27 protein-coding genes are annotated in these 25828 nt (G+C 71.6%); 7 read left to right on the forward strand and 20 right to left on the reverse strand.

Annotated elements, in window-relative coordinates:
• Positions 1-32: 32 nt before the first annotated feature.
• Together ACH4XV_RS13665 and dusB are read right to left on the reverse strand one after the other, a co-directional pair.
• The gene (locus tag ACH4XV_RS13665; RefSeq protein ID WP_395789355.1) at positions 33-614 is read right to left on the reverse strand and encodes a TetR/AcrR family transcriptional regulator; all 582 of its coding nucleotides are present in this window, start codon (positions 612-614) and stop codon (positions 33-35) included.
• A 57-nt stretch (positions 615-671) separates the two neighbouring features.
• Entirely contained in the window at positions 672-1868 is a 1197-nt protein-coding gene (dusB, locus tag ACH4XV_RS13670; RefSeq protein WP_395789357.1) for a tRNA dihydrouridine synthase DusB, read from the reverse strand.
• 101 nt (positions 1869-1969) lie between these two features.
• Here dusB and ACH4XV_RS13675 point away from each other — a divergent pair, with 101 nt between their 5' ends.
• Positions 1970-2671 (forward strand): NADAR family protein, encoded by a 702-nt coding sequence (locus ACH4XV_RS13675; protein ID WP_395789359.1) that lies wholly within the window; start codon positions 1970-1972, stop codon positions 2669-2671.
• Positions 2672-2685: 14 nt separating this feature from the next.
• Positions 2686-3702 carry a hypothetical protein gene (locus ACH4XV_RS13680; RefSeq protein ID WP_395789361.1) on the forward strand — a complete coding sequence of 339 codons (1017 nt, stop codon included), beginning with the start codon at positions 2686-2688 and terminating at the stop codon, positions 3700-3702.
• A gap of 87 nt (positions 3703-3789) precedes the next feature.
• Here ACH4XV_RS13680 and ACH4XV_RS13685 read toward each other — a convergent pair whose 3' ends face one another.
• A complete protein-coding gene (locus ACH4XV_RS13685; protein WP_395789363.1) occupies positions 3790-5172 on the reverse strand; it encodes a glycine--tRNA ligase in 1383 nt (460 codons plus the stop codon).
• Between the two features lie 163 nt (positions 5173-5335).
• Between ACH4XV_RS13685 and ACH4XV_RS13690 the strand changes: the two genes are divergently transcribed.
• Genes ACH4XV_RS13690 through ACH4XV_RS13705 form a run of 4 tightly spaced genes read left to right on the forward strand, consistent with a single transcriptional unit; the run spans position 5336 to position 8443 of the window.
• Positions 5336-6295: a metal ABC transporter substrate-binding protein gene (locus ACH4XV_RS13690; protein ID WP_395789365.1), complete on the forward strand. Its 960-nt coding sequence runs from the start codon at positions 5336-5338 to the stop codon at positions 6293-6295.
• A complete protein-coding gene (locus ACH4XV_RS13695) occupies positions 6292-7068 on the forward strand; it encodes a metal ABC transporter ATP-binding protein (protein WP_395789367.1) in 777 nt (258 codons plus the stop codon). The genes ACH4XV_RS13690 and ACH4XV_RS13695 overlap by 4 nt, the downstream gene beginning before the upstream one ends.
• Complete coding sequence (locus ACH4XV_RS13700) at positions 7065-8027, forward strand: metal ABC transporter permease (RefSeq protein WP_395789369.1); 963 nt, start codon at positions 7065-7067, stop codon at positions 8025-8027. Before ACH4XV_RS13695 ends, ACH4XV_RS13700 begins: the two co-directional genes overlap by 4 nt.
• Positions 8024-8443: a Fur family transcriptional regulator gene (locus ACH4XV_RS13705; protein WP_078977389.1), complete on the forward strand. Its 420-nt coding sequence runs from the start codon at positions 8024-8026 to the stop codon at positions 8441-8443. Before ACH4XV_RS13700 ends, ACH4XV_RS13705 begins: the two co-directional genes overlap by 4 nt.
• A 33-nt stretch (positions 8444-8476) precedes the next feature.
• Here the strand turns inward: ACH4XV_RS13705 and ACH4XV_RS13710 are convergent, their stop codons facing one another.
• From ACH4XV_RS13710 to leuA, 8 genes are all read right to left on the reverse strand, one after another.
• A complete protein-coding gene (locus tag ACH4XV_RS13710; protein WP_395789371.1) occupies positions 8477-9025 on the reverse strand; it encodes a hypothetical protein in 549 nt (182 codons plus the stop codon).
• Positions 9026-9190: 165 nt separating this feature from the next.
• Positions 9191-9964: a TIGR03943 family putative permease subunit gene (locus ACH4XV_RS13715; RefSeq protein WP_395789373.1), complete on the reverse strand. Its 774-nt coding sequence runs from the start codon at positions 9962-9964 to the stop codon at positions 9191-9193.
• Positions 9961-11049, reverse strand: a complete 1089-nt coding sequence (locus ACH4XV_RS13720; protein WP_395789375.1) for a permease — start codon at positions 11047-11049, stop codon at positions 9961-9963. Before ACH4XV_RS13720 ends, ACH4XV_RS13715 begins: the two co-directional genes overlap by 4 nt.
• A 112-nt stretch (positions 11050-11161) precedes the next feature.
• The gene (locus tag ACH4XV_RS13725; protein ID WP_395789377.1) at positions 11162-12049 is read right to left on the reverse strand and encodes an isoprenyl transferase; all 888 of its coding nucleotides are present in this window, start codon (positions 12047-12049) and stop codon (positions 11162-11164) included.
• Entirely contained in the window at positions 12046-12798 is a 753-nt protein-coding gene (gene recO / locus ACH4XV_RS13730; protein WP_380003026.1) for a DNA repair protein RecO, read from the reverse strand. The genes ACH4XV_RS13725 and recO overlap by 4 nt, the downstream gene beginning before the upstream one ends.
• Before the next feature lie 61 nt (positions 12799-12859).
• The gene (locus ACH4XV_RS13735) at positions 12860-13531 is read right to left on the reverse strand and encodes a TerB family tellurite resistance protein (RefSeq protein ID WP_395789379.1); all 672 of its coding nucleotides are present in this window, start codon (positions 13529-13531) and stop codon (positions 12860-12862) included.
• Positions 13532-13657: 126 nt separating this feature from the next.
• Entirely contained in the window at positions 13658-14614 is a 957-nt protein-coding gene (locus tag ACH4XV_RS13740; protein WP_395789381.1) for a TauD/TfdA dioxygenase family protein, read from the reverse strand.
• A 140-nt stretch (positions 14615-14754) separates the two neighbouring features.
• Positions 14755-16512 carry a 2-isopropylmalate synthase gene (gene leuA, locus ACH4XV_RS13745; protein ID WP_395789383.1) on the reverse strand — a complete coding sequence of 586 codons (1758 nt, stop codon included), beginning with the start codon at positions 16510-16512 and terminating at the stop codon, positions 14755-14757.
• Between the two features lie 313 nt (positions 16513-16825).
• Here leuA and ACH4XV_RS13750 point away from each other — a divergent pair, with 313 nt between their 5' ends.
• A complete protein-coding gene (locus tag ACH4XV_RS13750) occupies positions 16826-17557 on the forward strand; it encodes a hypothetical protein (RefSeq protein ID WP_395789385.1) in 732 nt (243 codons plus the stop codon).
• A 37-nt stretch (positions 17558-17594) separates the two neighbouring features.
• On the opposite strand, the gene era is transcribed toward ACH4XV_RS13750, so the two are convergent.
• The 9 genes from era to ACH4XV_RS13795 all read right to left on the reverse strand — a co-directional run bounded on the left by era (position 17595) and on the right by ACH4XV_RS13795 (position 25420).
• Entirely contained in the window at positions 17595-18545 is a 951-nt protein-coding gene (gene era / locus ACH4XV_RS13755) for a GTPase Era (protein ID WP_126638490.1), read from the reverse strand.
• A gap of 83 nt (positions 18546-18628) precedes the next feature.
• Positions 18629-18988, reverse strand: a complete 360-nt coding sequence (locus ACH4XV_RS13760) for a cytidine deaminase (RefSeq protein ID WP_395789387.1) — start codon at positions 18986-18988, stop codon at positions 18629-18631.
• Positions 18989-19117: 129 nt separating this feature from the next.
• Entirely contained in the window at positions 19118-20446 is a 1329-nt protein-coding gene (locus tag ACH4XV_RS13765; protein WP_395789389.1) for a hemolysin family protein, read from the reverse strand.
• A 51-nt stretch (positions 20447-20497) separates the two neighbouring features.
• Complete coding sequence (gene ybeY, locus ACH4XV_RS13770) at positions 20498-20971, reverse strand: rRNA maturation RNase YbeY (protein WP_078977380.1); 474 nt, start codon at positions 20969-20971, stop codon at positions 20498-20500.
• Between the two features lie 5 nt (positions 20972-20976).
• A complete protein-coding gene (locus ACH4XV_RS13775) occupies positions 20977-22029 on the reverse strand; it encodes a PhoH family protein (RefSeq protein WP_380003159.1) in 1053 nt (350 codons plus the stop codon).
• A gap of 214 nt (positions 22030-22243) precedes the next feature.
• Positions 22244-23155: a ribonuclease Z gene (locus ACH4XV_RS13780; protein WP_395789391.1), complete on the reverse strand. Its 912-nt coding sequence runs from the start codon at positions 23153-23155 to the stop codon at positions 22244-22246.
• A 6-nt stretch (positions 23156-23161) separates the two neighbouring features.
• Positions 23162-23524 carry a histidine triad nucleotide-binding protein gene (locus ACH4XV_RS13785; protein WP_395789393.1) on the reverse strand — a complete coding sequence of 121 codons (363 nt, stop codon included), beginning with the start codon at positions 23522-23524 and terminating at the stop codon, positions 23162-23164.
• A 91-nt stretch (positions 23525-23615) separates the two neighbouring features.
• Positions 23616-24356 (reverse strand): 16S rRNA (uracil(1498)-N(3))-methyltransferase, encoded by a 741-nt coding sequence (locus tag ACH4XV_RS13790; RefSeq protein ID WP_395789395.1) that lies wholly within the window; start codon positions 24354-24356, stop codon positions 23616-23618.
• Entirely contained in the window at positions 24353-25420 is a 1068-nt protein-coding gene (locus tag ACH4XV_RS13795; RefSeq protein ID WP_395789988.1) for an NAD(P)H-dependent flavin oxidoreductase, read from the reverse strand. The genes ACH4XV_RS13790 and ACH4XV_RS13795 overlap by 4 nt, the downstream gene beginning before the upstream one ends.
• Between the last annotated feature and the right edge of the window lie 408 nt (positions 25421-25828).

The raw sequence follows: 25828 nt of genomic DNA on the forward strand, positions 1-25828 counted from the left end.
CGCCCGGGGCCGGGCCCGTCGGGTTCGGCGGGCTATGCGACCCGGGCGACGCCGCCGAGCACCAGGGCCAGGGTGGCGGACTCGGCCTCGGCGGGGTCGGCGCCGCACTCGATCCGCCGGACGGCCGCGTCGACCATGCCCTGGACCAGTGTGGCGACCAGCATCGGGTCCCGGTGGCCGAGCGCGGACAGCGCGTCCACCACCAGTTCGACGATTCGCCCGTGGGCGGCCCGGATGCGCTCGCGTGCGTTCGCGTCCAGCTCGCCGGTGGAGATCGCGACGACGACGCGATGACGACGATCACCGACCAGTTCCAACTGGCGCGCGACATAGGCCGCGATCTTCTGCGCCGGGTCGTCGGTCGCGCCCATCGCGTCCTCGACCTCGGCCACCCACGCCGGCAGGTCGACGGCGCACAGCTCCTCGACCACGGCCGCGCGCGAGGCGAAGTATTCGTAGAGCGAGGAGCGGGCCAGGCCGGTGCGTTCGGCCAGGGCGGGGAAGGTGAGCGCGGCGAAACCGCCCTCGTCGAGCAGGCTCCGGGCGGCGTCGAGCAGCGCGGCGTGCTGCATCGCACGGTGCTCGGCGACGGAGGAGGCTCGAATCTTGGGCATTCCCTCACTCTACGACGTCACCGTGCGTGCCATCGGGGAGCTTGCGCAATTCCCCGGTCAACCGCCGGAGTGGTCCAGTTCGGCGTCGACCGGGGGCAGCGCGCACTCGGGGTCGTCGAGCCATCCTTCGGGCAGCACGACGCGCTTGCCGCCCGCGGTGCGCCCGCGCGGGCCGTCGGCGCCGATCGGCCAGGGCTGGTCCAGGTCGAGTTGCCCGAACCAGTCGTCGAGTTCGGCCAGGCTGCTCGCGGTGGCCAGGCCGCGGCGGATGGTGCCGCCGACGGAGAAGCCCTTCATGTACCAGGCGACGTGCTTGCGCAGGTCGGTGACGCCGTGGGTCTCGTCGCCGATCCACTCGGCGAGCAGCACCGCGTGCCGGCGCATGATCGTGGTGACCTCGCCCAGGGTCGGCCGGGCCCGCTCGGCGCTGCCCTCGAAGGCGGAGACGAGGTCGCGGAACAACCACGGGCGGCCCAGGCAGCCGCGGCCGACCACGACGCCGTCGCAGCCGGTCTCGCGCATCATCCGCAGCGCGTCCTCGGCGTCCCAGATGTCGCCGTTGCCGAGCACCGGGATGTCGGTGACGACCTCCTTCAGCCGCGCGATGGCGGACCAGTCGGCGGTGCCGCCGTAGTGCTGCTCGGCGGTGCGGCCGTGCAGGGCAACCCAGGTGACGCCCTCGTCCACGGCGATCCGGCCCGCGTCGAGGTAGGTCAGGTGGTCGTCGTCGATGCCCTTGCGCATCTTGATGGTGACCGGCACGCCCCGCGCGTTCTTGACCGCCGAGCGCAGGATGTCGCGCAGCAGGTTGCGCTTGTAGGGCAGCGCGGAACCGCCGCCCTTGCGGGTCACCTTGGGCACCGGGCAACCGAAGTTGAGGTCGATGTGGTCGGCCAGGCCCTCGTCCACGATCATCGCGACCGCGCGACCGACGATGTGCGGGTCGACCCCGTACAGCTGGATGCTGCGCGGGCGCTCGGTCTCGGCGAAGCGGATCAGCCGCAGCGTCTTGGCGTCCCGCTCGACCAGCGCGCGGGTGGTGATCATCTCGCTGACGTACAACCCGGCCGGGCGCGCGGTGGTGGCCGCCTCGGCCTGCTCCTGGCACAACGTGCGAAACGGCGCGTTGGTGATGCCGGCCATGGGGGCCAGTACCACAGGCGGCCGAATCCGCGCGCCGCCGAAGGCGCCCAGGCGCAGCGGCGGCCACGGGCTGCCGGGGGCGTCGGGCGTGGGTGCGTCGGCGGGTGCCATGGACGGTGCTCCAGGAGGGGTGCGGGGATGGGTCCGACCCATTGTCCCCCACCGGGAAAAGCGGTTTCCGGGTGTCGCCGGGTCCTGACAGCATCGCGGGCATGACCTCCGATTCCCTGCCGGCGTCCGCCGGGTCCGCCGCCGAGTCCGACCCCGAGCCGCTCGACGTCGCGTCCCTGATCCTGCGGGCCCGGCGGCAGCCCCGGCTGAAGTACGTCTTCTTCTGGGGGCACCGCGAGCCGATCCGGGGTGTGGACGCGAGTTGTCTGAGTCAGTGGTATCCGTCGCCGTTCGAGGTGGACGGGATCATCTATCGCACCGCCGAGCACTGGATGATGGCCGGCAAGGCCCGGATGTTCGCCGACGCCGACGCGGAGCGCCGGGTGCTGGCGGCCGATCACCCCAAGACGGCCAAGACGATCGGGCGCCAGGTGCGCGGCTTCGACGAGCGGCGGTGGGTGGACGAGCGGTTCGAGTTGATCGTGCGCGGCAACGTGGCCAAGTTCGGGCAGCACCCGGACATGGGCGCGTTTTTGCTGGGCACCGGGCGGCGGATCCTGGTCGAGGCCAGTCCGCTGGATCGGATCTGGGGCATCGGGCTGGCCGCCGACGACGAGCGGGCGGGCGACCCCGAGCGCTGGCGCGGGCTGAACCTGCTCGGCTTCGCGCTGATGGCGGCCCGCGCCCGGCTGGCCGACGCGACCGGCTCCGGCATTTCGACCGGCCCGAACGGCTCGACGACGTCGGCCGGTGGGCACGATCTCGCGGTGTCGGAATCCGCTCCTGCGCCGTCGTCCGGATGAACTAACCTCCGCACATGAGTGCCTTCCCGCCCCCGCAGCCCCCGAACGGGCCCGGCTACGGCCACGGGCAACAGCCGTACGGACAACCGAACAACGGCCGGTCGGCCTACGGGCAACAGCCCCAGGGGCAACCGGCCCACGGGCAACAGCCGTACGGACAACAACCGTATGGGCAACAGCCGTATGGACAGCAGCCCTACCCCCAGCAGTACGGGCAGGGTTACGGCCAGCCGCCGCCCCCGCCGTCGGGCCGGCCGAGGTGGCTGGTGCCGGCGGCGGCGGTGGTGGCGCTGGCGGTGATCGGCGGCGGGGCGTTCTTCTTCCTGTCCAAGGACAAGGACGACGACAAGAAGCCCGCCGCGCAGACGTCGCCGACCGCCCCCGTCAACGGCGGTTCGCTGCCCGCGACCGGCGGTTCGCCCGGACCGACCGCCGACGAGCCCAAGGGGTTCCAGTCGGCGCCGCCGCCGAACAACTCGGCCATCGACGACCTGTCGACCGACAAGTTGTCCTTCACCACCGACTACTTCTTCAAGGACCCCGCCGAGTTCCAGGGCCGCACCGGCGCGAAGTATCGGCAGCTGAGCAGCGACGACTCGGCGGCCAAGGACTGCTCGAAGGTGATCACGGCCGGCGGCTCGGCGGTCACCCAGAACGGTTGCGTGGGTGTGCTGCGCGGGTCGTACAAGGACTCGGCCGGGAAGTACGCGGTGACGCTGTCGGTGATCTCGATGCCGAACAAGGAGAAGGCCGAGGCGGTGAAGAAGGGGCTGGGCACGATCGCGCTGTCCAACTCCCCGATCGCCTGGCTCCAGCCGCCGGCGTCGAGCGGGGTCACCTTCAAGGACGGCTCCGAGCACGCGGCGATCGCCACCACGACCGGGCGCTACGTCCTGGTCCTGGACATCGGCCGGGCCGACGGCGGGCCGATGAAGGGTCAGGGCGAGGATGCCTCGAAGGCCGCGGGCAACGTACTGAGCGACCTGAACTTCCGGATGGCCGACCGCATCGTGGCGGGCGTCTTCAAGTAGTTCCGATCAGACCCGGGACACACGTGAGGGGCGCCGTCCGAGACGGCGCCACTCACGGCGTTCACCCGGCCCACGGCCGGTTTCGGGTCAGCAGCCCGGCAGGCGTGCCGCCAGATAGCCCACGACCTGGTCGAGCGACACCCGCTCCTGCTGCATCGTGTCGCGCGAGCGCACGGTCACCGCGTTGTCCTCGAGCGTGTCGAAGTCGACGGTGATGCAGAACGGCGTGCCGATCTCGTCCTGGCGGCGGTAGCGGCGGCCGATCGCACCGGCGTCGTCGAAGTCGCAGTTCCAGTATTGCCGCAGGTCGGCGGCCAGGCTCCGGGCCTTCGGCGACAGGTCGGCGTTGCGCGACAGCGGCAGGATGGCCGCCTTGACCGGCGCCAGGCGCGGGTCGAGCCGCAGCACGGTGCGCTTTTCCAGCTTGCCCTTGGCGTTCGGCGCCTCGTCCTCGAAGTAGGCGTCGAGCAGGAACGCGAGCATCGCCCGGTTCAGACCGGCGGCCGGCTCGATGACGTACGGGAACCAGCGCTCATTGGCGTCCTGGTCGAAGTACGACAGGTCGGTGCCGGACTTCTCCGAGTGGGTGCGCAGGTCGTAGTCCGTGCGGTTGGCGATGCCCTCCAGTTCGGAGAACTCGGTGCCGCCGAAGTTGAAGCGGTACTCGATGTCGACGGTGCGCTTCGAGTAGTGCGACAACTTCTCCTTCGGGTGCTCGAAGAAGCGCATGTTGTCCGGGTTCAGGCCGAGACCGATGTACCAGTCCCAGCGCTGCTGCATCCAGTATTCCTGCCAGTGCTCGTCCTCGCCGGGCTTGACGAAGAACTCCATCTCCATCTGCTCGAACTCGCGCGTGCGGAAGATGAAGTTGCCCGGCGTGATCTCGTTGCGGAAGCTCTTGCCGGTCTGGGCGATGCCGAACGGCGGCTTCTTGCGCGAGGTCTGCTCGACGGCCTTGTAGTTGACGAAGATGCCCTGGGCGGTCTCCGGGCGCAGGTAGGCGCGGCCGGACTCGTCCTGGGTGGGGCCGAGGAAGGTCTGCAGGAGACCGTTGAACATCTTGGGCTCGGTGAAGGTGCCCTTGTTCCCGCAGTTGGGACACGTGATGTCGGCGAGGCCGTTCTCCGGCAGCCTGCCGCGCTTGGCCTCGTAGGCCTCTTCGAGGTGGTCGGCGCGGTAGCGCTTGTGGCACGAGGTGCACTCGGTCAGCGGGTCGACGAACGCCTCGACGTGACCGGACGCCTCCCACACCTCGCGGGCGAGGATGACCGAGGAGTCCAGACCGACGATGTCGTCACGCGAGGTGACCATCGTGCGCCACCACTGGCGCTTGATGTTCTCCTTGAGCTCCACGCCGAGGGGACCGTAGTCCCAGGCGGCCTTCTGGCCGCCGTAGATCTCACTACAGGGGTAAACAAAGCCTCGGCGCTTGCTCAGGCTGACGATGGTGTCGATCTTGTCGGCGGCCACAATGCTCTCTTCGGTGCGACGATGCGGGCAGTGACAGTGTCGGCACAGGCTACCGGCGCGCTGGTCACCCCCGTAAATCGATAACTGCCGGCCCGGGTCCGCCACGGTTGGCCCAAACCCGTATTATTGACAACGATTGTCATTCTAGTTGAGAATCATTGTCATGAAGATACGTCGCTCCGCCCCGGTCGCCCTGCTCGCGACCGCCGCCGCATCCGCGCTGCTGCTCTCCGGATGCGCCGGCACCGACGACGCGCAGGCGGACACCGGGGCGGGTGCGAAGGTGCGGGTGATCGCCGCGTTCTACCCGATGAAATTCGTCGCACAGCAGGTCGGCGGCCCGCATGTGAAGGTGACCAACCTGACGAAGGCCGGGGCCGAGCCGCACGACCTGGAGCTGACCCCCAAGCAGGTCGGCGCCGTCTCGCAGGCCGATCTGGTGGTCTATCTCAAGGGCCTGCAGCCCGCCGTGGACAAGGCGATCTCGCAGAACAAGCCGAAGCACATCGCGGAGGCGAGCCGGTTCGCGCCGCTGGAGGAGCACGGCACCGAGGTACAGGGCGCCGAGGACGAGCACGCGGGTCACGACCACGCCGACGCCGAACACGGCGACCCGCACGTGTGGCTCGACCCGATCCGGCTGTCCGCGATCGCGACCGGCGTGGGCGAATCGCTCGCCGGCGCCGACCCGGCCAACGCGGCCGACTACCGCGAGCGCGCCGCGGCGCTGGTCGCCCGGCTGAAGACCCTCGACGGCGAGTTCACCGCCGGCCTGACCACCTGCGCCCGCAGGGACGTGGTGACCAGCCACGCCGCCTTCGGCTACGTCGCGGAGCGTTACCACCTGAACCAGATCGGGGTGAACGGCGTCAACCCGGAGTCGGAGCCCTCCCCCGCCCGGCGGGCCGACATCCAGCGTCTGGCCCGGGACCGGGGGGTGACCACGATCTTCTTCGAGACCCTGGCCGAGCCCAAGACCGCCAAGACGCTCGCCGAGGACCTGCACGTGCAGACCGCGGTCCTGGATCCGCTCGAGGGCATAAAAGACGAGGCGCACAACGATTACTTCTCGGTGATGCGCGCCAACCTGGACGCGCTGCGGAAGGGGCTGGGCTGCTCATGACGGATTCTCGGACCCCGGTCGCCCGGTTGACCGGCGGCACCGCGTCCCTCGGCGGCCGACCGGTGCTGCGCGGAGTGGACCTGACCGTGCACCCCGGCGAGGTGGTCGCGCTGCTCGGCGCCAACGGCTCGGGCAAGTCCACGCTGGTGCGCACCCTGGTCGGGCTGGTCCCGCTCACCGGCGGCACGATCGAGCTGTTCGGCACCCCGTTCGCGCGTTTTCGCGACTGGTCCCGGATCGGCTACGTACCGCAGCGCACCACGGCCGCGGCGGGTGTGCCCGCGAGCGTGCGCGAAGTGGTCACCTCGGGTCTGCTGGACGGCCGCCGGCTGTTCGGGCCGGGCCGCGAGGGGCGGGCCGCGGTGGACGCGGCGCTCGACGCGGTCGGCATGCGCGACCGCGCCCGCGACGGCATCGCCCACCTGTCCGGCGGCCAGCAGCAGCGGGTGCTGATCGCCCGCGCCCTGGCCCGCCGCCCCGACCTGCTGATCATGGACGAGCCGATGGCCGGCGTGGACCTGCGCAGCCAGGAGGTGCTGGCCGGCACCCTGCGCGGACAGCAGGAGCAGGGCCGGGCGGTGCTGCTCGTCCTGCACGAACTCGGCCCGCTGGAGCCGCTGATCGACCGCGCCGTGGTGCTGCGCGAGGGCTGCGTGTGCCACGACGGACCGCCGCCGCGCGCGGTCGGCCAGCACGCGCTGCCCGGCCACGACCACGTACATCCGCACGACGATCACACCGCGCACCACGCCGGGATGGGACTGCTCTCGTGACGATCCTGGACTTCCCCTTCATGCAGCGCGCGCTGCTCGCGGCCCTGCTCGTGGGCATGACCGCGCCCGCCGTCGGCGTATACCTCGTGCAGCGCCGGCAGGCGTTCATGGGCGACGGCATCGGGCACGTCGCGCTCACCGGCGTGGGTCTCGGCTTCCTGCTCAGCACCTCCCCCGTGCTCACCGCGGTGCTCACCGCCTCGGTCGGCGCGGTGCTGATCGAACTGATCCGCGAACGCAGCCGGGTCAGCGGCGACGTCGCGCTCTCGGTGCTGTTCTACGGCGGCATCGCGGGCGGGGTGATGCTGATCAACCTGGCCCCCGAGGGCTCGAACGCCAATCTCCAGTCGTACCTGTTCGGCTCGCTGACCTCGGTCTCGCCCGACGACATCCGGGTGATCACGATCCTGGCCGCGGCCGTGCTCGCGGTCACCCTCGGACTGCGTCGCGCGCTGTTCACCGTGTGCCAGGACGAGGACTTCGCCCGGGTCACCGGGCTGCCGGTGCGCACGCTGAACCTGCTGCTCGCGGTCACCGCCGCGGTCACCGTCACGGTCGCGATGCGGGTGGTGGGCCTGCTCCTGGTCAGCGCGCTGATGGTGGTCCCGGTCGCGGTCGCGCAGCAGATCTCCCGCACGTTCTCGATGACCGCGGCGCTGGCGATCGTGGTCGGCGTGCTGGTCTCGGTCTCCGGCACCGCGCTGACGTACTACGTCGACGCGCCGCCCGGGGCCACCATCGTGTTGCTCGCGATCGGGCTGTTCGTATTGGTGGGAGTGCTCGCGACGCCGTTGAATCGGCGCCGGGCCCGACGCGCGGAGGCGGCGGCGGGGGAGGTGGACGCGCCTCGGATCGACGACGTGCGTGTGGACGCGCAGGCCGCCGGCGCCGGCACAATGGCGGGGCAGGCACCCAGCGTCGTCGTCCGGCCCGCACCCATCGAGGAGGCACCCAGGTGACCACCGCCCACGGCACGAGCCCGGTTCGGGGTCGGTCCACCCGGCAGCGTGCCGCCGTCTCCGCGCTCCTCGACGAGATCGAGGACTTCCGCAGTGCGCAGGATCTGCACGACCTGCTCAAGCAGCGCGGCGAGGCGGTCGGTCTGACCACGGTGTACCGCACCCTCCAGGCTCTGGCGGACGCGGACGAGGTCGACGTCCTGCGCACCCAGGACGGCGAGTCGGTCTACCGTCGATGCAGCCGTGGGCACCACCACCACCTGGTCTGCCGCTCCTGCGGCCGCACCGTCGAGGTCGAGGGCCCGGCGGTCGAGCGCTGGGCGAACCGGATCGCCGCCGAACACGGCTTCGGCGACGTCTCCCACGAACTGGAGATCTTCGGTACGTGCGCCCAGTGCGCCGGCACGCCGGGCTGACCCCGCCCGCGTCGGTGTCGGGGTCGGGGTCGGCTACCAGCTGCCGCCCCCGGTCGCACCGGTCGTGCTACCGCCCCACGTCCCGCCCTCGGAGCACGTGCCCGTGGGCCGCACCGTGGCCGAGCCGACCGGATTGGGCTTCAGCACGTTGAGCTGCCCGGCCGCGATCGAGCCGCCGGACAGGAACTCCGAGTAGGCGAACGTCTTGGTGATCGACTTCTTGCCCGCGGGCACGTCGATCTCCTCCTGCTTCATGCCGCCGGAGGATCCGCCGTAGGAGATGGTGATCCGGCCGCCCCGGTGTCCGTCGGCGAAGGTGATCGTGCCGATGTACGTCTCCATGAACGCGGTCCGGCACCGGACGCCGGCCAGCGTGCCGGGCGTGACGGTCAGGAACACGCCCTTGACCCGGAGGTCCCCGTCGCCGGCCTTGCCGTCCGCGTCGGCGGTCCCGACCGGCTCGCTCGTCTTTCCCTTCCGGTCGGCGTCCGCTCCCCGGTCCTTCTGGCACGCGGTGGCACCCGATACGAGTGCGCCCACGACGGCCGCCGCGACGACGGCACGACGAATTCCCCAACCCATGACGATTCCCCCCGATTGGTTCGGCGGATCGTCCTCCCCAGGCGATCCGTCCGCGAACTCACGCTAGGGGAAAGGATCTTGCGGCACCGCCGTGCTCGCAGGACACGAACGCGGCGGTGACCGGACGGTGACATCGTCACAGCGCGGCCGATCGGCACCACGTGCCTACTCGTATGGCTCCTTCGGCATCGGCACCCGATCGACCTTGGTCGCGGTCAGGGCCGGCATCGCGTCGTCGGCCTGGACCTGGCCGTTGGGCAGCCAGCGGCCGGTGACGGTCACCCACGAGTCGGTCGGCGGGGCCGCGGCGCCGTGCACCTCGATCTTGCGCGCGAACGCGTCCGCCGCGCAGCAGCTGATCACCATCCGGGTCACGTACCAGGTGCCCGCGCTCTTGCCGGGCGTGACGAAGCCGGTGAGCTGGACGTCGCGGTCCTTCAGCGGCGCGGCGGTGTCCCACACCGAGCGGATGAGGAAGTCGGCCAGGGTCATCGGCAGCGGGTTCCCCGGCGGCAGCGCGGGAAAGCCGGCGTCGTTGTTCGCGGCGGCCGGCTTGGCCACCACGTTGTCCGAGCGCGAGGCGGTGTACGACCCGAGCGCCGGCGGTGCGATCAGGAAGAGCGCGAGCACCGGCAGACACAGCAGCCAGGCCGCGCGCGGGCCCGCCGCGTGGTCGTGCCCGTGTCCGGCGTCGTCGACCGCCGGGGGCTCCCCGTCCCCCGCGTGTGGGTGCCCGGCCTCCGCCGGTTCCACCGCCCGCCGCTGGATCCCGTCCCGGACCGCCGAGACCAGGCCGACCAGGAGCAGGATCGCGCCCGCCGCGATCAGCGCGGGCCGCAGCCCGTCCTTGACGTAGCGCAGGTACATGTCGGTCAACGAGATCCGCAGCAGCGCGCCGCCGATCAGGATCAACAGCACCGCCTGGACGTCCCGCCTCACAACAACCACCATCCGACGACGTAGCTCGCGACGATCGCCACCACGAACGTCGCCGAGGAGAACCGGGCCGCGAAACCGCGCCCGAAGGTGCCCGACTGGAGCGCGATCAGCTTCACGTCCACCATCGGGCCGACCACCATGAAGGCCAGCTTCGCGGTCGGCGAGAAGCCGAGCAGGCTCGCCGCCACGAACGCGTCCGCCTCCGAGCACACCGCGAGCACCACGGCCAGGAAGGCCAGCGCGAGCACCGCGAACCAGGGCGAGCCGGAGACCGCGTCGATCACGTGCTTGGGCACCGTGACGTTGAGCGTCGCGGCGGTGATCGCGCCGATCACCAGGAAGCCGCCCGCGTGCAGGAAGTCGTGCTGGAGCGCGAGCCGGAAGTTTTCCCACCTGCCGTTGCCGCCGTGATCGTGCGGACGGCGCATGGGCTTGATCCACTCGGGCCGGCCGAACCGGGCCCACAGCCAGCCCATCAGCACCGCCGTGCCGAGCGAGGCGACGAAGCGGGCGAGCACCATCTCGGGCTGCTTGGGGAAGGCGACCGCGGTCGCGGTCAACACGATCGGGTTGATCGCGGGCGAGGACAGCAGGAACGCCAGCGCCGCGGCGGGCGCGACCCCGCGCGCCATGAGTCCGCCGGCGACCGGCACCGACGCGCACTCGCAGCCCGGCAGGATCGCTCCGGCGGCGCCCGCGACCGGCACCGCGAGGGATTGCCGTTTGGGCAGCACCTTGGTGAACACCGAGGGCGGTACGAACGCGGTGATCGCGGCGGACAGCAGGGTGCCCAGGACCAGGAACGGCAACGCCTGGACGGAGATCGCCACGAACACGGTCGCCCAGGTCTGCACCGCGGGCGTGCCGAGCCGGTCCACGATCCACGGCTGCGCGAACAGCAGCACCAGCAGGGCGAGTACGAAGAATTCGAGTTGGCCCGGCCGCCACCGCTCGGCGGGCGGGCGCGCGTGTGCCGCGGACCCGGCGGTCGCGGCCGACGACTCGGCGCCACGGGGTGGCGGGGGCGCCACCCGAGCGGCGGCAGCGGGGCGCGGCGGCGCGCTCTTTTCGAACATGATGGTCATGTTCGCATCGATCGCGGCGCCGCCGCTCGCTCCACACCCCGCTTTGCGAAGCTTTCACGCTTCGGGAGCCGCGACTTCGGGAGCGGGCCCGGACATTTCGGGCCACCGAGCCTCAGGAGCCCGACGGCACCGGCTCCGGCTCGGCAACCGCGTTCGGCAGCGCGCCGCCGTAGCGGCGGTCGCGCGACGCGTACGTCTCGCACGCCTGCCACATGTGCCGCCGGTCGAAGTCCGGCCACAACACGTCGAGGAAGACCATCTCGGCGTAGGCGGACTGCCACAGCAGGAAATTGGAGGTGCGCTGCTCACCGGAGGAGCGGATGAACAGATCGACATCCGGCATGTCCGGCTCGTCCAGATACTTGGCGAACGTCTTCTCGTCGACCTTCTTCGGGTCGAGCCGGCCCGCCTTGACGTCCTCGGCGATCAGCGCGGCGGCGTCCGCGATCTCGGCCCGGCCGCCGTAGTTGATGCACATCGCCAGCGTCAGGCGGGTGTTGTCCTTGGTGCGCTCCTCGGCGATCTCCAGCTCCTTGATCACGCTCGCCCACAACCGGGGCCGCCGGCCGCACCAGCGGATCCGAACGCCGAGTTCGTCCATCTCGTCGATCCGGCGGTGGATCGTGTCGATGTTGAAGCCCATCAGGAAGCGCACCTCCTCGGGCGAGCGCTTCCAGTTCTCGGTGGAGAACGCGTACGCGGAGACGTACTTGACGCCGATCTGGGCGGCGCCCTCGACCACGTCGAACAACGACGCCTCGCCCGCGGTGTGCCCGTCGGTGCGGGCCAGGCCGCGCTCCTTGGCCCAGCGGCCGTTGCCGTCCATCACCAGCGCGACGTGTTTCGGCACCAGATCGGCCGGGATGTCCGGCGGCAGCACGCCCTCGGCGTGCGGCTTGGGATCGCGGTAGTGCCGCTGCTCGCGAGCGGCCCGGGCGGGCGCCGACTCGGCCCGCCGACGGCGGGGAAACAGGCCGAAGCGGCCACGCGACTGACTCACGATCTCTCCACCAATCTCAACGAGCGGATACCCCGCTCCAGGTGCCATTGCAGATACGCGGCCACCAGGCCGCTGCCCTCGCGCCGGTGCCGCGGCTCGCTGGCGTCGGCTCGGCCCCAGTCGCCGGTCAACAGCGCACCGAGCAGGGAAAGGGTCTCGGGTGAGGGTACGACGGATCCGGCCGGCCGGCAGTCGCCGCACACCGTCCCGCCGCCCTGGACGGTGAAGAACCGGTTCGGTCCGTCCAGGCCGCAGCGGGCGCAGTCGGCGAAACTCGGCGCGTAGCCGGCCACCGCGAGCGAGCGCAGCAGGAACGCGTCGAGGACCAGACCGGGCTCGTGGGCGCCCGAGGCCAGCGTGCGCAGCGCGCCGATCAGCAGCAGGTATTGCTGCAGCGCGGGCTGGCCGCGCTCGTGGTCGGTCAGTCGCTCGGCGGTCTCCAGGATCGCCGTGCCCGAGGTGTACGCGGCGTAGTCGAGCGCGAGCCGACCGCCGTACGCGCCCAGGGTCTCGGCCTGCGTGATGATCGGCAGGCCGCGCCCGGGGAAGTCGCTGCCCCGGGTGAAGAACTGCACGTCGACGTGCGCGAACGGCTCCACCCGGGCGCCGAACTTGGACTTGGTCTTGCGCACTCCGCGCGCCACGGCGCGCACTATCCCGTGGTCGCGGGTCAGCAGGGTGATGATGCGGTCGGCCTCACCCAACTTCTGGGCTCGCAACACGACACCCTCGTCACGGAGGAGGCTCATGCTCCCATTGTGCCGCGCGCGGCCGACGTGCCGCGTCGGCCGGTCCCCTCCTACCCGCGGGTCACGGGCCCGCGAGCACGTGGTCGACGCGGGCTCGGCCGAGCCCGAGCTGGTCGCCGGCGTGGTACAGGATCACCCGATGCGCCGGGTCGTACGCCCCGCAGGCCAGCGCCACCCGGGCCGCGACGCCGACCAGGTGCTCGCGCCCGGCGACGGCGAGGTGCGGGGCGATCTCGGCGAGCGCCCACGCGGTGTCCTGGGCCAGGTGCGCGCCGACGTCGACAGCGAGCGCGCACGCGTCGTAGCTCGGCATGCCCGCGGCCCGGACCGCCTCGACCGCCGCCGCGCGGACCGCGTCCACCTCCTGCGGCTCGTCGTCGACGGCGGCCACCACGGCCACCACCAGCGTGCGCACGGCCTCGCGCAGGAGCAGGGTCAGCGCCCGGGCGGTCGGCGTCTCGAGCACCGCGACGTCGTGCCGGGTGCAGCACACCGCGCACTCGACGCCGGAGCCGGCCCGCCCGAGCGGAATCAGCGCGACGCCGAACAACACGAGCCGACGCCGACCGCCGCCCTTGCGAAAGCGCCGATCACCTCCGCACGCCGGACAGTGGAACTCGCCGTCACCGATCGCCGATCGGATGGTCCGGATGCCCACGACGAAGAACATGGTGCCGCCCCCTGCGTCCCGCGCGGCGGAGAGCCTTCTGTCCGCCTGCTTCGATGCTGCCACGAATTTCACGAAGCGTCATCGAAAGCGGACAGATGGTTACTTTTTCCCGGTGCGGAACGGGGCCGACCTGCATCGGAGCCGGTGGGGGCGGCCGGATCCGGCGGGCGCGGACAGGCCGGCCGGGCGTCAGTAGGGACGGTCGCCCAGGATCGCCGCGCGCTCCATCACCCGCACGTGCGGGTGGTAGTCGTTGACCGCGTAGTGCTGGGTGGCCCGGTTGTCCCAGAAGGCGACCGTGTCCGGCGCCCAGCGCAGCCGGACCTGGTACTCGGGCGTCATCGCCTGCCGGAACAGCACCCCGAGCAGTTCCTCGCTCTCCGCCTCGGGCAGCCCGACGATGTGGTCGGTGAAGATCCCGTTGACGAACAGGGTGCGCCGGCCGGTCACCGGGTGGGTACGCACCACGGGGTGCTCCACCGGCGGGAACTCCCGGCGCCTGGCCGCCAGTTGCTCGGGATCGAGGCCGTGCCCGAAGGCCAGGGTGAAGTCGTGGACGGCGGTCAGACCGGCCACCCGCTCCCTCAGGTCGGCCGGCAGCGCGTCGTAGGCGGCGCCCATGTCCGCCCAGACCGTGTCACCACCCCGCTCGGGCACCTCGATCGCGCGCAACACCGAGCCGAGCGCGGGCCGTTGGCGCCAGGTGACGTCGGTGTGCCAGATGTTCTCCACACCCACCGAGGCGGCGTCCTTGGCGAATCGCACCACCTCGGGCACGTCCCCCTGCCCGAGGAAGGGGTGCACCTCCAACTCGCCCCAGAGGCGGGCGAAGGCGCAGTGTTGCGCCGGGGTGATCGGCTGGTCCCGAAAGAACAGCACCTTCCATTCGAGGAGAGCGCGGTCGAGTTCGGCGAACAGTTCGGGGCCCACCGGTTCGGCGAGCGAGATGCCGCGGATCTCGGCGCCGATCAGGTCGCCGTAGGGGACCAGCTCGAACCGGGTGTACGGCTCGGAGCCGACGCCCTCGGGCAGCCGGCGCAGCGGTCGCGGCCCCGGCATCAGGCCGCGCTCGGCGATCCGACTACGCCCGGAGGCGGCGGGCGTACCGGATGCGACGGGTGTACCGGGGGCCGTGGATGACGTCATGGCAGAGCCCTCCCTGGAGTAGAGGGCCGCACTTTAACCCAGTCGAGTTAAATGGGGAATGGCGTCGGACCGGTCGGAAACAGCGAAACGGCGGCCCCGGTCGCCCGGGAACCGCCGTCGTCTCGCCTCACCGCGTCACGTCACCCGCGGGCTGCCCGGTTCACCGCGCTCACCACGGCCTCCAGCGACGCGCGCACGATGTTCTCGTTCACGCCGATGCCCCACAGCACCCGGCCGTCGACCGCGCACTCGACGTAGGCCGCGGCCCGCGCGTCCTCGCCACCGCTCATCGCGTGCTCGCTGTAGTCCAGCACCCGGGTGTCGAAGCCCAGCCCGCCCAGGGCCCGGACGAAGGCGTCGATCGGACCGTTGCCGATCGCCTCCAGCGTCTGCACCTCGCCGTCCACGCTCAGCTCGACGGTCAGCACGTCCTTGCCGTCCGCGCCGGAGACCGTACGGTGGCCGCGCAGCGCCAGCCGACCCCACGGGGCGTCGGGGGTGGGCAGGTACTCGTCCCGGAACACCGCCCAGATCTGGGCCGGCGTCACCTCGCCGCCCTCGGCATCGGTCTTGGTCTGGATGATCCGGGAGAACTCGATCTGCGCGCGCCGCGGCAGGTCCATCCGGTGGTCGGCCTTGAGCACGTACGCGACGCCGCCCTTGCCGGACTGGCTGTTCACCCGGATCACGGCCTCGTAGGTGCGGCCGACGTCCTTGGGGTCGATGGGCAGGTACGGCACCGCCCACTCGATCTCCTCGACCGACTTGCCCGCCGCGGCCGCGTCCCGCTCCAGGATCTCCAGGCCCTTCTTGATCGCGTCCTGGTGCGAGCCGGAGAACGCGGTGTAGACCAGGTCGCCCGCGTACGGGTGGCGCGGGTGCACCGGCAGCTGCGTGCAGTATTCGACGGTGCGCCGGATCTCGTCGATCTCGGAGAAGTCGATCATCGGGTCCACGCCCTGGCTGAACAGGTTCATCCCCAGCGTGACCAGGTCCACGTTGCCGGTGCGCTCGCCGTGCCCGAACAGGCAGCCCTCGACCCGGTCGGCACCCGCCATCACGGCCAGTTCGGTCGCGGCCACCGCGGCGCCGCGGTCGTTGTGCGGGTGCACCGACAGGGCGATGAACTCGCGGCGGGTCAGGTTGCGGCTCATCCACTCGATCTGGTCCGCGTACACGTTCGGCGTGGAACGCTCGATCGTCGCGGGCAGGTTCAGCGTGATCTCGCGACCGGTCTGCGGCTGCCATACGTCCATCACCGACTCGCAGACCTCCAGCGCGAAGTCCAGCTCGGTGTCGATGAAGATCTCGGGCGAGTACTCGTAGCCGAACGCGGTCTCCTCGCCCAGGTGCTTCTCGGCGTAGCGCATCACGTGCTCGGTGCCGGTCACCGCGATCGCCCTGCACTGGTCGCGGTCGACGTTGAAGACCACCCGGCGGAAGGTCGGCGCGGTCGCGTTGTAGAGGTGGACCGTGGCCTTGGGCGCGCCGATCAGCGACTCCACGGTGCGCTCGATCAGTTCCTCACGGGCCTGGGTCAGTACCGAGATGGTGACGTCCTCCGGTACCGCGCCCTCCTCGATGATCGAGCGGATGAAGTCGAAGTCGGTCTGCGAGGCGGCCGGGAAGCCGACCTCGATCTCCTTGTAGCCCATCCGCACCAGCAGGTCGAACATGGTGCGCTTGCGGGCCGGGCTCATCGGGTCGATCAGCGCCTGGTTGCCGTCGCGCAGGTCGGTGGACAGCCAGCGCGGGGCGACGGTGATCGTCTTCGACGGCCAGGTGCGGTCCGGCAGGTCGACGCCCCGGAACGGCTGGTACTTGTGGATCGGCATCCCGGACGGCTGCTGGGTCACGGACGCGGCGGTGATCGGGGTGGAGCGATTCACGGAAGGCATGCGGACGGGTCTCCTGAACGCGAGGAAGGACTGCGGCGAGAGCAGATGGGCCGGCGACGGGAGGAACGACATCCCGGAGGCTCCGACGTGCGGACATGCCTCTATCCCCGCGACGGGGGAGCCGGTCTGACCTCTGTCAGAGGGATGAGCCCCCGGCGCGGCGGCTAAGGAGAAGCAGCCACTGACGCATGATGTCGGCAACCATACCCGACGGGTCGAAGACGTCGAGACGGCGTCCGTCATACGAACACATGTGATCTTTTCGGCCGGCCCCCTCCCCCCGACGGGCGCGATGCTCCTACGCTCACTCCCCATGAGCGATTACAACCAGGGTCCCTACGGACCACAGCCGGGCCAGGGCGGCCCCGGCGGATACCCCCAGCAGGGCGGTCCGGGCTACGGACAACAGCCCCAGCAGGGCGGGTACGGACAGCAGCCGCCTCCGCCGCAGTACGGACAGCAGCCCCCGCAGTACGGCCAGCAGCCGCCCGCGTACGGCCAACCGCCGAACCCGTACGGTCAGCAGCCCGGTGGATACCCGCCGCCCGCGCCGGGCGGAGGCGGCATGGGCGGCGGGCTTCCGTCGTTCGGGCCGGGTGCGATCGCGGGTGCGATCGCGGCGGTGCTGATCATCGTCGGCTCGTGCCTGCCCTGGCTCAAGATCGACGCCGACGGCAGGACCGGAACGTACAAGGGCCTCGGCGGGGACGGCGTCTACACCCTGATCGCCGGCATCGTGGTGCTAGCCCTGTTCGGCGCCGCCATCCTGGTGCGCAAGGCAACCATTGCCGCCGCCGCCGCGGTGCCGGCGGTCGTCGCGCTCGGTCTGGCGGCGTGGAACCTCGCCGAGCCGTCCCGGCTGCCGATCAAGAAGGACAACATCCCCAGCCGCGCGCACGAACTCGTCAAGAAGACCATCGACGAGTACGGCAGCACCGGTATCGGCCTGTGGCTGCTGCTGGTCGGCGCCGTCGTCGCGCTCGGCGCGGCGGTCTTCATCCTGGTGACCGCCAAGCGCAACACGCCGGCACCTTACGGCCGCTGACCCGCCCCTTCGGGTCGGATTCGGGGGCGGGCTCGGGTCAGAAGCCGAGCTTGCGGAGCTGCTTGGGGTCGCGCTGCCAGTCCTTGGCCACCTTCACGTGAAGGTCCAGGTAGACGGGCGTCCCAAGCAGCGCCTCGATCTGCTTGCGGGCGCGCGTGCCCACGTCCTTGAGCCGCCCGCCCTTGTGCCCGATGACGATCGCCTTCTGGCTGGGGCGCTCGACGTAGAGATTCGCGTGCACGTCGAGCAGCGGCTTGTCGGCGGGGCGGTCCTCGCGCGGGATCATCTCCTCGATGACCACCGCGAGCGAGTGCGGCAGCTCGTCGCGCACACCTTCGAGCGCGGCCTCGCGGATCAGCTCCGCGGCCATCACCATCTCGGGCTCGTCGGTCAGCTCGCCGTCCGGGTACAGCGGCGGGCCGGCCGGCAGCAGCGGCATCAGCAGGTCGGCGACCAGGGTCACCTGGCTGTCGCCGACCGCGGAGACCGGGATGATCTCGGCCCACTCGATGCCGACGTCCTCGCCCATCTTCTGCACCGCGAGCAACTGCTGGACCAGCGTCTGCGGGTCCACGAGGTCGGTCTTGGTGACGATCGCGACCTTGGGCGTGCGCTTGGCCTCGGCCAGCTCGGCCGCGATGAAGCGGTCGCCGGGACCGACCTTCTGGTCGGCCGGGATGCAGAAGCCGATCACGTCGACCTCCGCCCAGGTGGCCCGGACCAGGTCGTTGAGCCGCTGACCGAGCAGGGTGCGCGGCTTGTGCAGGCCGGGGGTGTCGACCAGGACGAGCTGGCCGTCGGGGCGGTGCACGATGCCGCGCACCGTGTGCCGCGTGGTCTGGGGGCGGCCCGACGTGATCGCCACCTTCGTGCCCACCAGCGCGTTCGTCAGGGTGGACTTGCCGGCGTTGGGGCGGCCCACGAAGCACGCGAAGCCCGAGCGGTGGACGGGTGCGGAGGGGTTGGGGCGATCACTCATGGGTGACATTGTCGCTCAAGCCGCGAGCACTCCTCGCCGCGCGGGTCGGTCGCGGTCGCGCCGGCCGGGGGGACGCGGGCCCGGGGGCGGCCTCAGACCGTCACGATGGTGCGTACGACCGCGTCCGGGCCGGCGGACAGGATCGGCGTGCCGGCGCCGCCGAGGTCGCGCACCGCGTCCCGGTCGGCCTCGGTCACGGTGTCGTGGGCCCCGACGATCGCCGCCGCCTCCAGGCCGCGCGCGCCGCCCGCGACGGCCATCGCGACCGCCGTGCGCAGCGCGGACAGCTCCAGCGAGGGCAGCGCGACCGTGGACGCGGTGTAGGTGCGCCCGGTCTCGTCCCGTACCGCGGCCCCCTCGCTCGCCCCGTTGCGCGCCCGGGTGGCCCGGGCCAGCGTGACGATCTTGGCGTCCTCGGGGTCGACGGCGAACTCGGGCGTCTCGGCGCTCACGGCGGCTCTCCTGTTCGGCGCGGTACGAATGCCGACACAGTAACTTGCCGCCGCCGAGGCCCGATGTACCGGTCCGAACCGGCCCGGCGGGCCTGCCGGGCCGACTGGGCCGACGTCACCGCCCCGCCGTCACTGGTTCCGCTCGGCCGCGGAATCCCCCTCGGCGGGTGCCTCCTGGCGCTCCTCTCCCCGCTCGGTCCGGCGCACCACGATCGTGCCGACCCGGTTGCGCCGCCCCGACGGGCTCTCCGCGACCAGCCGCAGCCCCTCGACCACCGCCGTCGCGCCCGGGATCGGCACCCGGCCCAGCGCCTTGGCCAGCAGGCCGCCCACGGTCTCCACGTCCTCGTCGTCGAGTTCGAGCCCGAACAGCTCGCCCAATTCGTCCACGGGCAGCCGGGCGGTGACCCGGAACGCGCCGTCGGGCAGCGGCTCGACCGGCGCGGTCTCGGTGTCGTACTCGTCGGTGATCTCGCCGACGATCTCCTCCAGGATGTCCTCGATGGTGACCAGGCCGGCGGTGCCGCCGTACTCGTCGACCACCACGACCATGTGCGTGCGCTCGAACTGCATCTCGCGCAGCAGGTCGTCGGCCGGCTTGCTGTCCGGCACGAAGGTCGCGGAGCGCATGATCGAGTCGACGCTCTCCTTGGCCCAGCCCGGATCGCCCATCGTGCTGCGCCGGGCCAGGTCCTTGAGGAAGACGATGCCGACCACGTCGTCCTCGTTCTCGCCGATCACCGGGATCCGCGAATAGCCGCTGCGCAGCGCCAGCGACATCGCCTGTCGCAGCGTCTTGTGCCGTTCGATGAAGACCATGTCCGGGCGCGGCACCATCACCTCGCGCACGATCGTGTCGCCCAGTTGCAGCACCGAGTGCAACATCTCGCGCTCGTCGTCCTCGATCAGCGAGTCCTTCTCGGCGAGGTCCACGAACGCGCGCAGTTCCGCCTCGGAGGCGAACGGCCCCTCCCGGAAACCCTTGCCGGGGGTGAGCGCGTTGCCGAGCAGGATCAGCAGTTTCGGCAGCGGCCCGAGCACCCGCGCGAGCCCGAACAGCACGGGCGCGCCGATCGTGGCCACCGTGACCGGGTGTTGCCGGCCGACGGTGCGCGGGGAGACCCCGACGGCGACGTAGGACACCACGACCATGATGCCGATGGTGACCAGTACGGCCTGCCAGGTCTCGTCGAAGTCGTCCACGCACACCACGGTGACCAGTACGGCCGCCGACAGCTCGCACGCGACCCGCACGAGCAGGGCCAGGTTGAGATATCGGGCGGGGTCCTGAACCACCGTCAGCAGTCGTTTGGCGCCCCGGCGTTCGGCGCGGACCAATTCCTCGGCGCGGACGCGCGAAATGCGCGAGAGGGCCGCCTCCAGGCACGCGAAGAGACCGGCCACCACGACCAGGACGATCGCGCCGACCACGAGGCGCACCACGCTGTCAGCGGGCACTGCCGCCCCCGACGCGCGCTCGGCCGGGGGCAGGGATATCCCGTGGCCGGCTCATCCGCGGTCGTCCGCGGCGCGGCGGGCCTCCCGCCAGGATTCGAGCAGTTCCTTCTGCAGCGCGAACATCTCGCGCTCCTCGTCGGGCTCCGCGTGGTCGTAGCCGAGCAGGTGCAGCACGCCGTGCACGGTGAGCAGGTGCAGCTCGTCGTCCATGGTGTGGCCGGCCGCCGCACCCTGGCGCTCGGCGACGGTCGGGCACAGCACGACGTCGCCGAGCAGCCCCTGCGGGGGATCCTCGTCGGCCTTGCCCGGACGCAGTTCGTCCATTGGGAAGGACATCACGTCGGTCGGACCGGGCAGGTCCATCCATTGGATGTGCAGCTGCTCCATCGCGGGTTCGTCCACGATGACCACGGACAGTTCCGCCAGTGGATGGATGCGCATACGGTCCAGGGTCCATCGGGCGACGTCCACGATCGCGTGTTCGTCCACCCCCGTGCCGGACTCGTTGGCGATGTCGATGGACATGGCCCTCAGTTCACTTCCCGTTCCACTGTCTGCATGTTCACTGTGTGCTTGCCGCGGCCGTTCTTGTCGATCGGCCGCCGGCCGCGCGACCTGGGCACGTCACCGTTTCCGGAGCCGTTGCCGTTCGGCCGCGCGTCCGCCTCGACTTGGATGTCGTAGCGCGCGTACGCGTCCACGATCCGGCCGACGAGCTTGTGTCGGACCACATCATCGCTGGTGAGCGTGCAGAACGCGATATCGTCCACGCCGCGCAGGATCTCCTGCACCACGCGCAGCCCCGACTGGGTGCCGCCGGGCAGGTCGACCTGGGTGGTGTCCCCGGTGACCACCATGCGCGAACCGAACCCGAGGCGGGTCAGGAACATCTTCATCTGCTCGGCCGAGGTGTTCTGCGCCTCGTCGAGAATGATGAACGCGTCATTCAGGGTCCGACCACGCATGTAGGCGAGCGGGGCGACCTCGATGGTGCCCGCGGCCATCAGGCGCGGGATGGAGTCGGGGTCGATCATGTCGTGCAGCGCGTCGTAGAGCGGGCGCAGATACGGGTCGATCTTCTCGTAGAGGGTGCCGGGCAGGAAGCCGAGGCGTTCGCCCGCCTCGACCGCGGGCCGGGTCAGGATGATCCGGGTGACCTGCTTGGACTGCAGGGCCTGGACGGCCTTCGCCATCGCGAGGTAGGTCTTGCCGGTGCCCGCCGGGCCGAGTCCGAACACGATGGTGTGCTCGTCGATCGCGTCCACGTAGCTCTTCTGGTTGAGCGTCTTGGGACGGATCGTGCGGCCGCGGTTGGACAGGATGTTGAGGGTCATCACCTCGGCGGGACCGTGTCCGTCGTTCGAGCGGACCATCGCCACCGAGCGCTCCACGGCCTCCTCGTTGAGCGGCTGGCCGGTGCGGACGATGACCAGGAGTTCGTCGAAGAGCCGGCGGACGAGGGCGACCTCGGCCTCGTTGCCGGAGACGGTGACCTCGTTGCCGCGGACGTGGATGTCGACCTCGGGGAAGCCCTGCTCGACCACTCGCAGGAACGAGTCGCCGGAACCGAGGAGCGCCACCATCGGATGCTTGGCGGGGATCGTGATCTTCGCCTGGGCCTGCGCGGTCGGAGTTGCCCGGGAGTCGGTCCGCGGGGTGTTCTCGGAGCTCGCGCCTCGCGCGTTCGTCGTGGGAGCCATGGGCGGCCTTGGCGGCCTGATCACGCCTCATTTCCGTGCTCGGGAAGCGGTTCGATGCTGCTCAATGGTAACTCTCCGGCCCCCGCGAACTTCGGGATTATTCCGGCGCCGGCCGGCGGCGCGGGATCGGGATCCGGTCCAGGTCGTGGGCGGCGATCGTGTCCGGGAACACCTCGCGGGCCTGGTCCAGGAGCGGGCCCACGTCGGGGTAGCGCTGCGAGAAGTGGGTGAGCACCAGTCGCCGCGCGCCCGCCTCGGCCGCGATGGCCGCCGCCTCGCGGGCGGTGAGGTGGCCGACCTCGTGCGCGAGGTCGGCGTCGGCGTCGGCGAAGGTGGACTCGCACACGAGCAGGTCGACGTCGCGGGCCAGCTCGACCGCGGCCGGGCAGCGCCGGGTGTCCATCACGAAGGCGAACTTCTGCCCGGGTCGGGGCACGCTCACCTGCTCCAGGGTCACCTCACCGATCCGGCCCTCGCGCTGGAGCCGGCCCACGTCGGGACCGGCCACGCCGTGCGCGGCGAGTCGCTCGGGCAGTATCCGGCGGCCGTCCGGCTCGACGACGCGGTAGCCGTAGGACTCGACCGGGTGGGACAGGCGGCGGGCCTCCAGCGTGAACGGCCCGGCGGGGGCGTGTACGTGCTCGCCCGCGAGCGGGTGCTCGACCAGCACGGCGGCCTCGTGGAACGCGGTCGCGTGGTGCAGTCGGTCGAACCAGTGTTGCCCGCTCGCCGGGAAGTGGGCGGTCACCGGGTGCGGGACCCGGTCGAGCGAGAGCCGCTGGAGCACGCCGGGCAGGCCGAGGCAGTGGTCACCGTGGAAGTGCGTGACGCAGATCCGGGTGATGTCGTGCGCGGCCACGCCGGCGTGCAACATCTGGCGTTGGGTGCCCTCGCCCGGGTCGAACAGCAGCCCCTCGCCGTCCCAGCGCAGCAGGTAGCCGTTGTGGTTGCGCTGCCGCGTCGGGGCCTGGCTCGCGGTGCCGAGGACGACGAACTCCCTGGTGCTCACGTACGCCTAGCCGGGAGGCCAGCTCAGCCCTCGGCCGCCGAGGAGGTGCGCGTGTACGTGGAAGACGGTCTGGCCGGCGCCGGCGCCGGTGTTGAAGACGATCCGGTAGCCCGAGTCGGTGATGTCCTCGGCGGCCGCGATCACGGCGGCCTCGGCCAGCAGTGCGCCGGCCAGCTCGGGGGCGTCGGCGCCCAGTTCGCCGGCGTTGGCGTAGTGCGCGCGCGGGATGACGAGGATGTGCGTGGGCGCCTGCGGGTTGATGTCGCGGAAGGCCACCACGTCCTTGGTCTCGTGGACGATCGTGGCCGGGACGTCGCCGGCGAGGATCTTGCAGAACAGGCAGTCGGCCTGGGGTTCCCCCGCAGCCATGGGTGCCTCCATCGGGTCCGTGTCGATCACGAGCGGTCGCCGTCGATCGTAGTGGGCCGGACCCCTCGCTCGCGCGGGTCCACGGGGCGGCTCAGCTCCAGCGGCCGGAGCGGGCCAGGAGGACCGAGGCGGCCGAGACGCCTGCCGTGGAGGTGCGCAGTACGGTCGGGCCGAGTCGGTAGGCGCTCGCGCCGACGGCGGTGAACGCGGCCAGTTCGTCCGGGGTGATCCCGCCCTCGGGGCCGACCACCAGGACCAGGTCGCCCTCGCTCGGGACGGCGGCGGTCGCGATCGGCTCGGTGGCCGCCTCGTGCAGGACGCCCGCGAACGAGGCGGCGGCCAGCAGCGCGGTCACCTGCCGGGTGCTCATCGGCTCGGTGACCTCGGGCAGGTGCAGCCGACGGGCCTGCTTGCCCGCCTCGCGTGCGGTGGCGCGCCACTTGGCCAGTGCCTTGGCCCCGCGCTCGCCCTTCCACTGGGTGATGCAGCGGGCGGCGGTCCAGGGCACGATCACGTCGACGCCGACCTCGGTGGTCGTCTCCACCGCGAGTTCGCCGCGATCGCCCTTGGGCAGCGCCTGGACCACCACGATCCGGGGCGCGGGGGCGGGTTCCTCGGTGCGCGAGTCGACGTCGATGTAGAGCGTGTCCTTGCCCTCGGTGCGGTTGACCGTGCCGTACACGGCCAGTCCGGCGCCGTCGGCGAGGACGATCGGCTCACCGGCCGCGAGCCGGCGCACCGTGACGGCGTGTCGGCCCTCGGCGCCGTCCAGGACGACCTGCCGGCCGTGCCGGATCGTGTCGCCGGGGGCGAGGAAGACGGGGGCGCTCAAGCGGATGCCTTTCGGGCTGCGGCCATCTCGTCGACGAGCCGGTGGATCACCTCGGCGGCCGGCTCCTCGCGGGCGAGGCGCCAGCCCTGACCGGCCCACAGGGCCAGGCCGTCGGCCTCGCCGCGCGCGGCGGCGGCCTTGCGGATCGGCGCGACCAGGTGGTGGACGTACGGGTAGACCCCGGGAGCCTCGGCCTCGTGCCGGGCGACGAAGCCGTTGTGCAGCCCCCGCGCCCAGCGGCCGGAGAAGGCGCGGGTGAGCACGCTGCGCTCGAAGGCGGGGTCGCCGAGGGCCGCCTTGTGCGCGGTGGAGGCGACGCTTTCCGGGCAGCGCAGGAACGCGGTGCCCAGTTGGGCGGCGCTCGCCCCGGCGAGCCGGACCGCCTCGATCTGCCGGCCGGTCATCAGGCCGCCGGCGGCGATGAGCGGGAGGTCGGTCTCGGCGGCGATCAGGGTGAGCAGCGTGAGCAGGCCGTACGGGGCGGGGGCGGCGGGGTTGTCGAAGCTGCCCTGGTGGCCGCCGGCCTCGCCGCCCTGGACGCACAGCGCGTCGACGCCATGCGCGACGGCGAGCCGGGCCTCCTCGGGGGTGGTGACGGTGGCGACGGTGAGCGTCCCGGCCGCCCGCAGCGCGGTGATCGCCTCGGTGTCGGGCAGGCCGAAGGTGAAGCTCACCACGGGGACGGGGCGGGCCAGGAGGAGGTCGAGCTTGGCGTCCCAGTCGTCGCGCTCGACGCCCGGCGCGGGGGTGCCGACACTGCCGCCGTAGCGCGCGGCGGCCCGGGCCAGCGAGCGGGCGTAGCGCGCGGTGAGCTCGTCCTCGGCGCGGGTGGGCGGCGGCTGCGGCATGAACGCGTTGACCCCGAACGGCAGGTCACCGACCAGCGACCGCAACTCCTCGATCTCGGCACCCAACGCCGCGGCCGACCGATACCCGGCCGCCAAAAACCCGAGCCCCCCGACACGGGTAACCACCGCCGCCAACGCGGGCCCGCCGGCCCCGGCCATCGGCGCCTGCACGATCGGCAGTTCGGTCAGCCGGATCGGATCGACGTTCGTCGCCATCATGCTCCCCGTTCCCTCGATCGACGGCACACCCACAACCCACCCAAGCCTAGGCGCCCCGGGGTCCCCCGAACCGAACCCCACCCACGGACCCCCAACACGCCACCAGGGCGCCTTCCCGATCCGGCCGGGTGTTTCCGGCGCGCGCTGCGCCTTTGGTTGCGGGTGGTCAGGGCCGGTGCGGGGCTGGTCACGGTCGGTGGTGGGCCGCCGCCGGCGTGCGGGGCTCCGAGACTTCGCGGTCCCGACGAGCGGGACGTGTTGGTCGGCGAAAAAGCACCCGGCGGCGGGCAGGGTGGGTGCTCGGGTCGGGTTCGCCGGGCGTGCGTTCCCGAATGGGCCGGGGTATTTTCGGCGCACGTTGTGCCTTGGTTGCGGGTGTGGCCGGTGCGGGGTTGGTCGGAGTCG

It is taken from the genome of Embleya sp. NPDC020630, from assembly GCF_044334985.1.
Lineage (GTDB): Bacteria > Actinomycetota > Actinomycetes > Streptomycetales > Streptomycetaceae > Embleya.

Excerpts from the sequence above, each read along its gene's own strand:
- ACH4XV_RS13665 (WP_395789355.1), bottom strand. The coding sequence starts at position 614 with ATGCCCAAGATTCGAGCCTCCTCCGTCGCCGAGCACCGTGCGATGCAG.
- dusB (WP_395789357.1), bottom strand. The coding sequence starts at position 1,868 with ATGGCACCCGCCGACGCACCCACGCCCGACGCCCCCGGCAGCCCGTGG.
- ACH4XV_RS13675 (WP_395789359.1), top strand. The coding sequence starts at position 1,970 with ATGACCTCCGATTCCCTGCCGGCGTCCGCCGGGTCCGCCGCCGAGTCC.
- ACH4XV_RS13680 (WP_395789361.1), top strand. The coding sequence starts at position 2,686 with ATGAGTGCCTTCCCGCCCCCGCAGCCCCCGAACGGGCCCGGCTACGGC.
- ACH4XV_RS13690 (WP_395789365.1), top strand. The coding sequence starts at position 5,336 with ATGAAGATACGTCGCTCCGCCCCGGTCGCCCTGCTCGCGACCGCCGCC.
- ACH4XV_RS13695 (WP_395789367.1), top strand. The coding sequence starts at position 6,292 with ATGACGGATTCTCGGACCCCGGTCGCCCGGTTGACCGGCGGCACCGCG.
- ACH4XV_RS13710 (WP_395789371.1), bottom strand. The coding sequence starts at position 9,025 with ATGGGTTGGGGAATTCGTCGTGCCGTCGTCGCGGCGGCCGTCGTGGGC.
- ACH4XV_RS13720 (WP_395789375.1), bottom strand. The coding sequence starts at position 11,049 with ATGACCATCATGTTCGAAAAGAGCGCGCCGCCGCGCCCCGCTGCCGCC.
- recO (WP_380003026.1), bottom strand. The coding sequence starts at position 12,798 with ATGAGCCTCCTCCGTGACGAGGGTGTCGTGTTGCGAGCCCAGAAGTTG.
- ACH4XV_RS13740 (WP_395789381.1), bottom strand. The coding sequence starts at position 14,614 with ATGACGTCATCCACGGCCCCCGGTACACCCGTCGCATCCGGTACGCCC.
- leuA (WP_395789383.1), bottom strand. The coding sequence starts at position 16,512 with ATGCCTTCCGTGAATCGCTCCACCCCGATCACCGCCGCGTCCGTGACC.
- ACH4XV_RS13750 (WP_395789385.1), top strand. The coding sequence starts at position 16,826 with ATGAGCGATTACAACCAGGGTCCCTACGGACCACAGCCGGGCCAGGGC.
- era (WP_126638490.1), bottom strand. The coding sequence starts at position 18,545 with ATGTCACCCATGAGTGATCGCCCCAACCCCTCCGCACCCGTCCACCGC.
- ybeY (WP_078977380.1), bottom strand. The coding sequence starts at position 20,971 with ATGTCCATCGACATCGCCAACGAGTCCGGCACGGGGGTGGACGAACAC.
- ACH4XV_RS13775 (WP_380003159.1), bottom strand. The coding sequence starts at position 22,029 with ATGGTGGCGCTCCTCGGTTCCGGCGACTCGTTCCTGCGAGTGGTCGAG.
- ACH4XV_RS13785 (WP_395789393.1), bottom strand. The coding sequence starts at position 23,524 with ATGGCTGCGGGGGAACCCCAGGCCGACTGCCTGTTCTGCAAGATCCTC.
- ACH4XV_RS13795 (WP_395789988.1), bottom strand. The coding sequence starts at position 25,420 with ATGGCGACGAACGTCGATCCGATCCGGCTGACCGAACTGCCGATCGTG.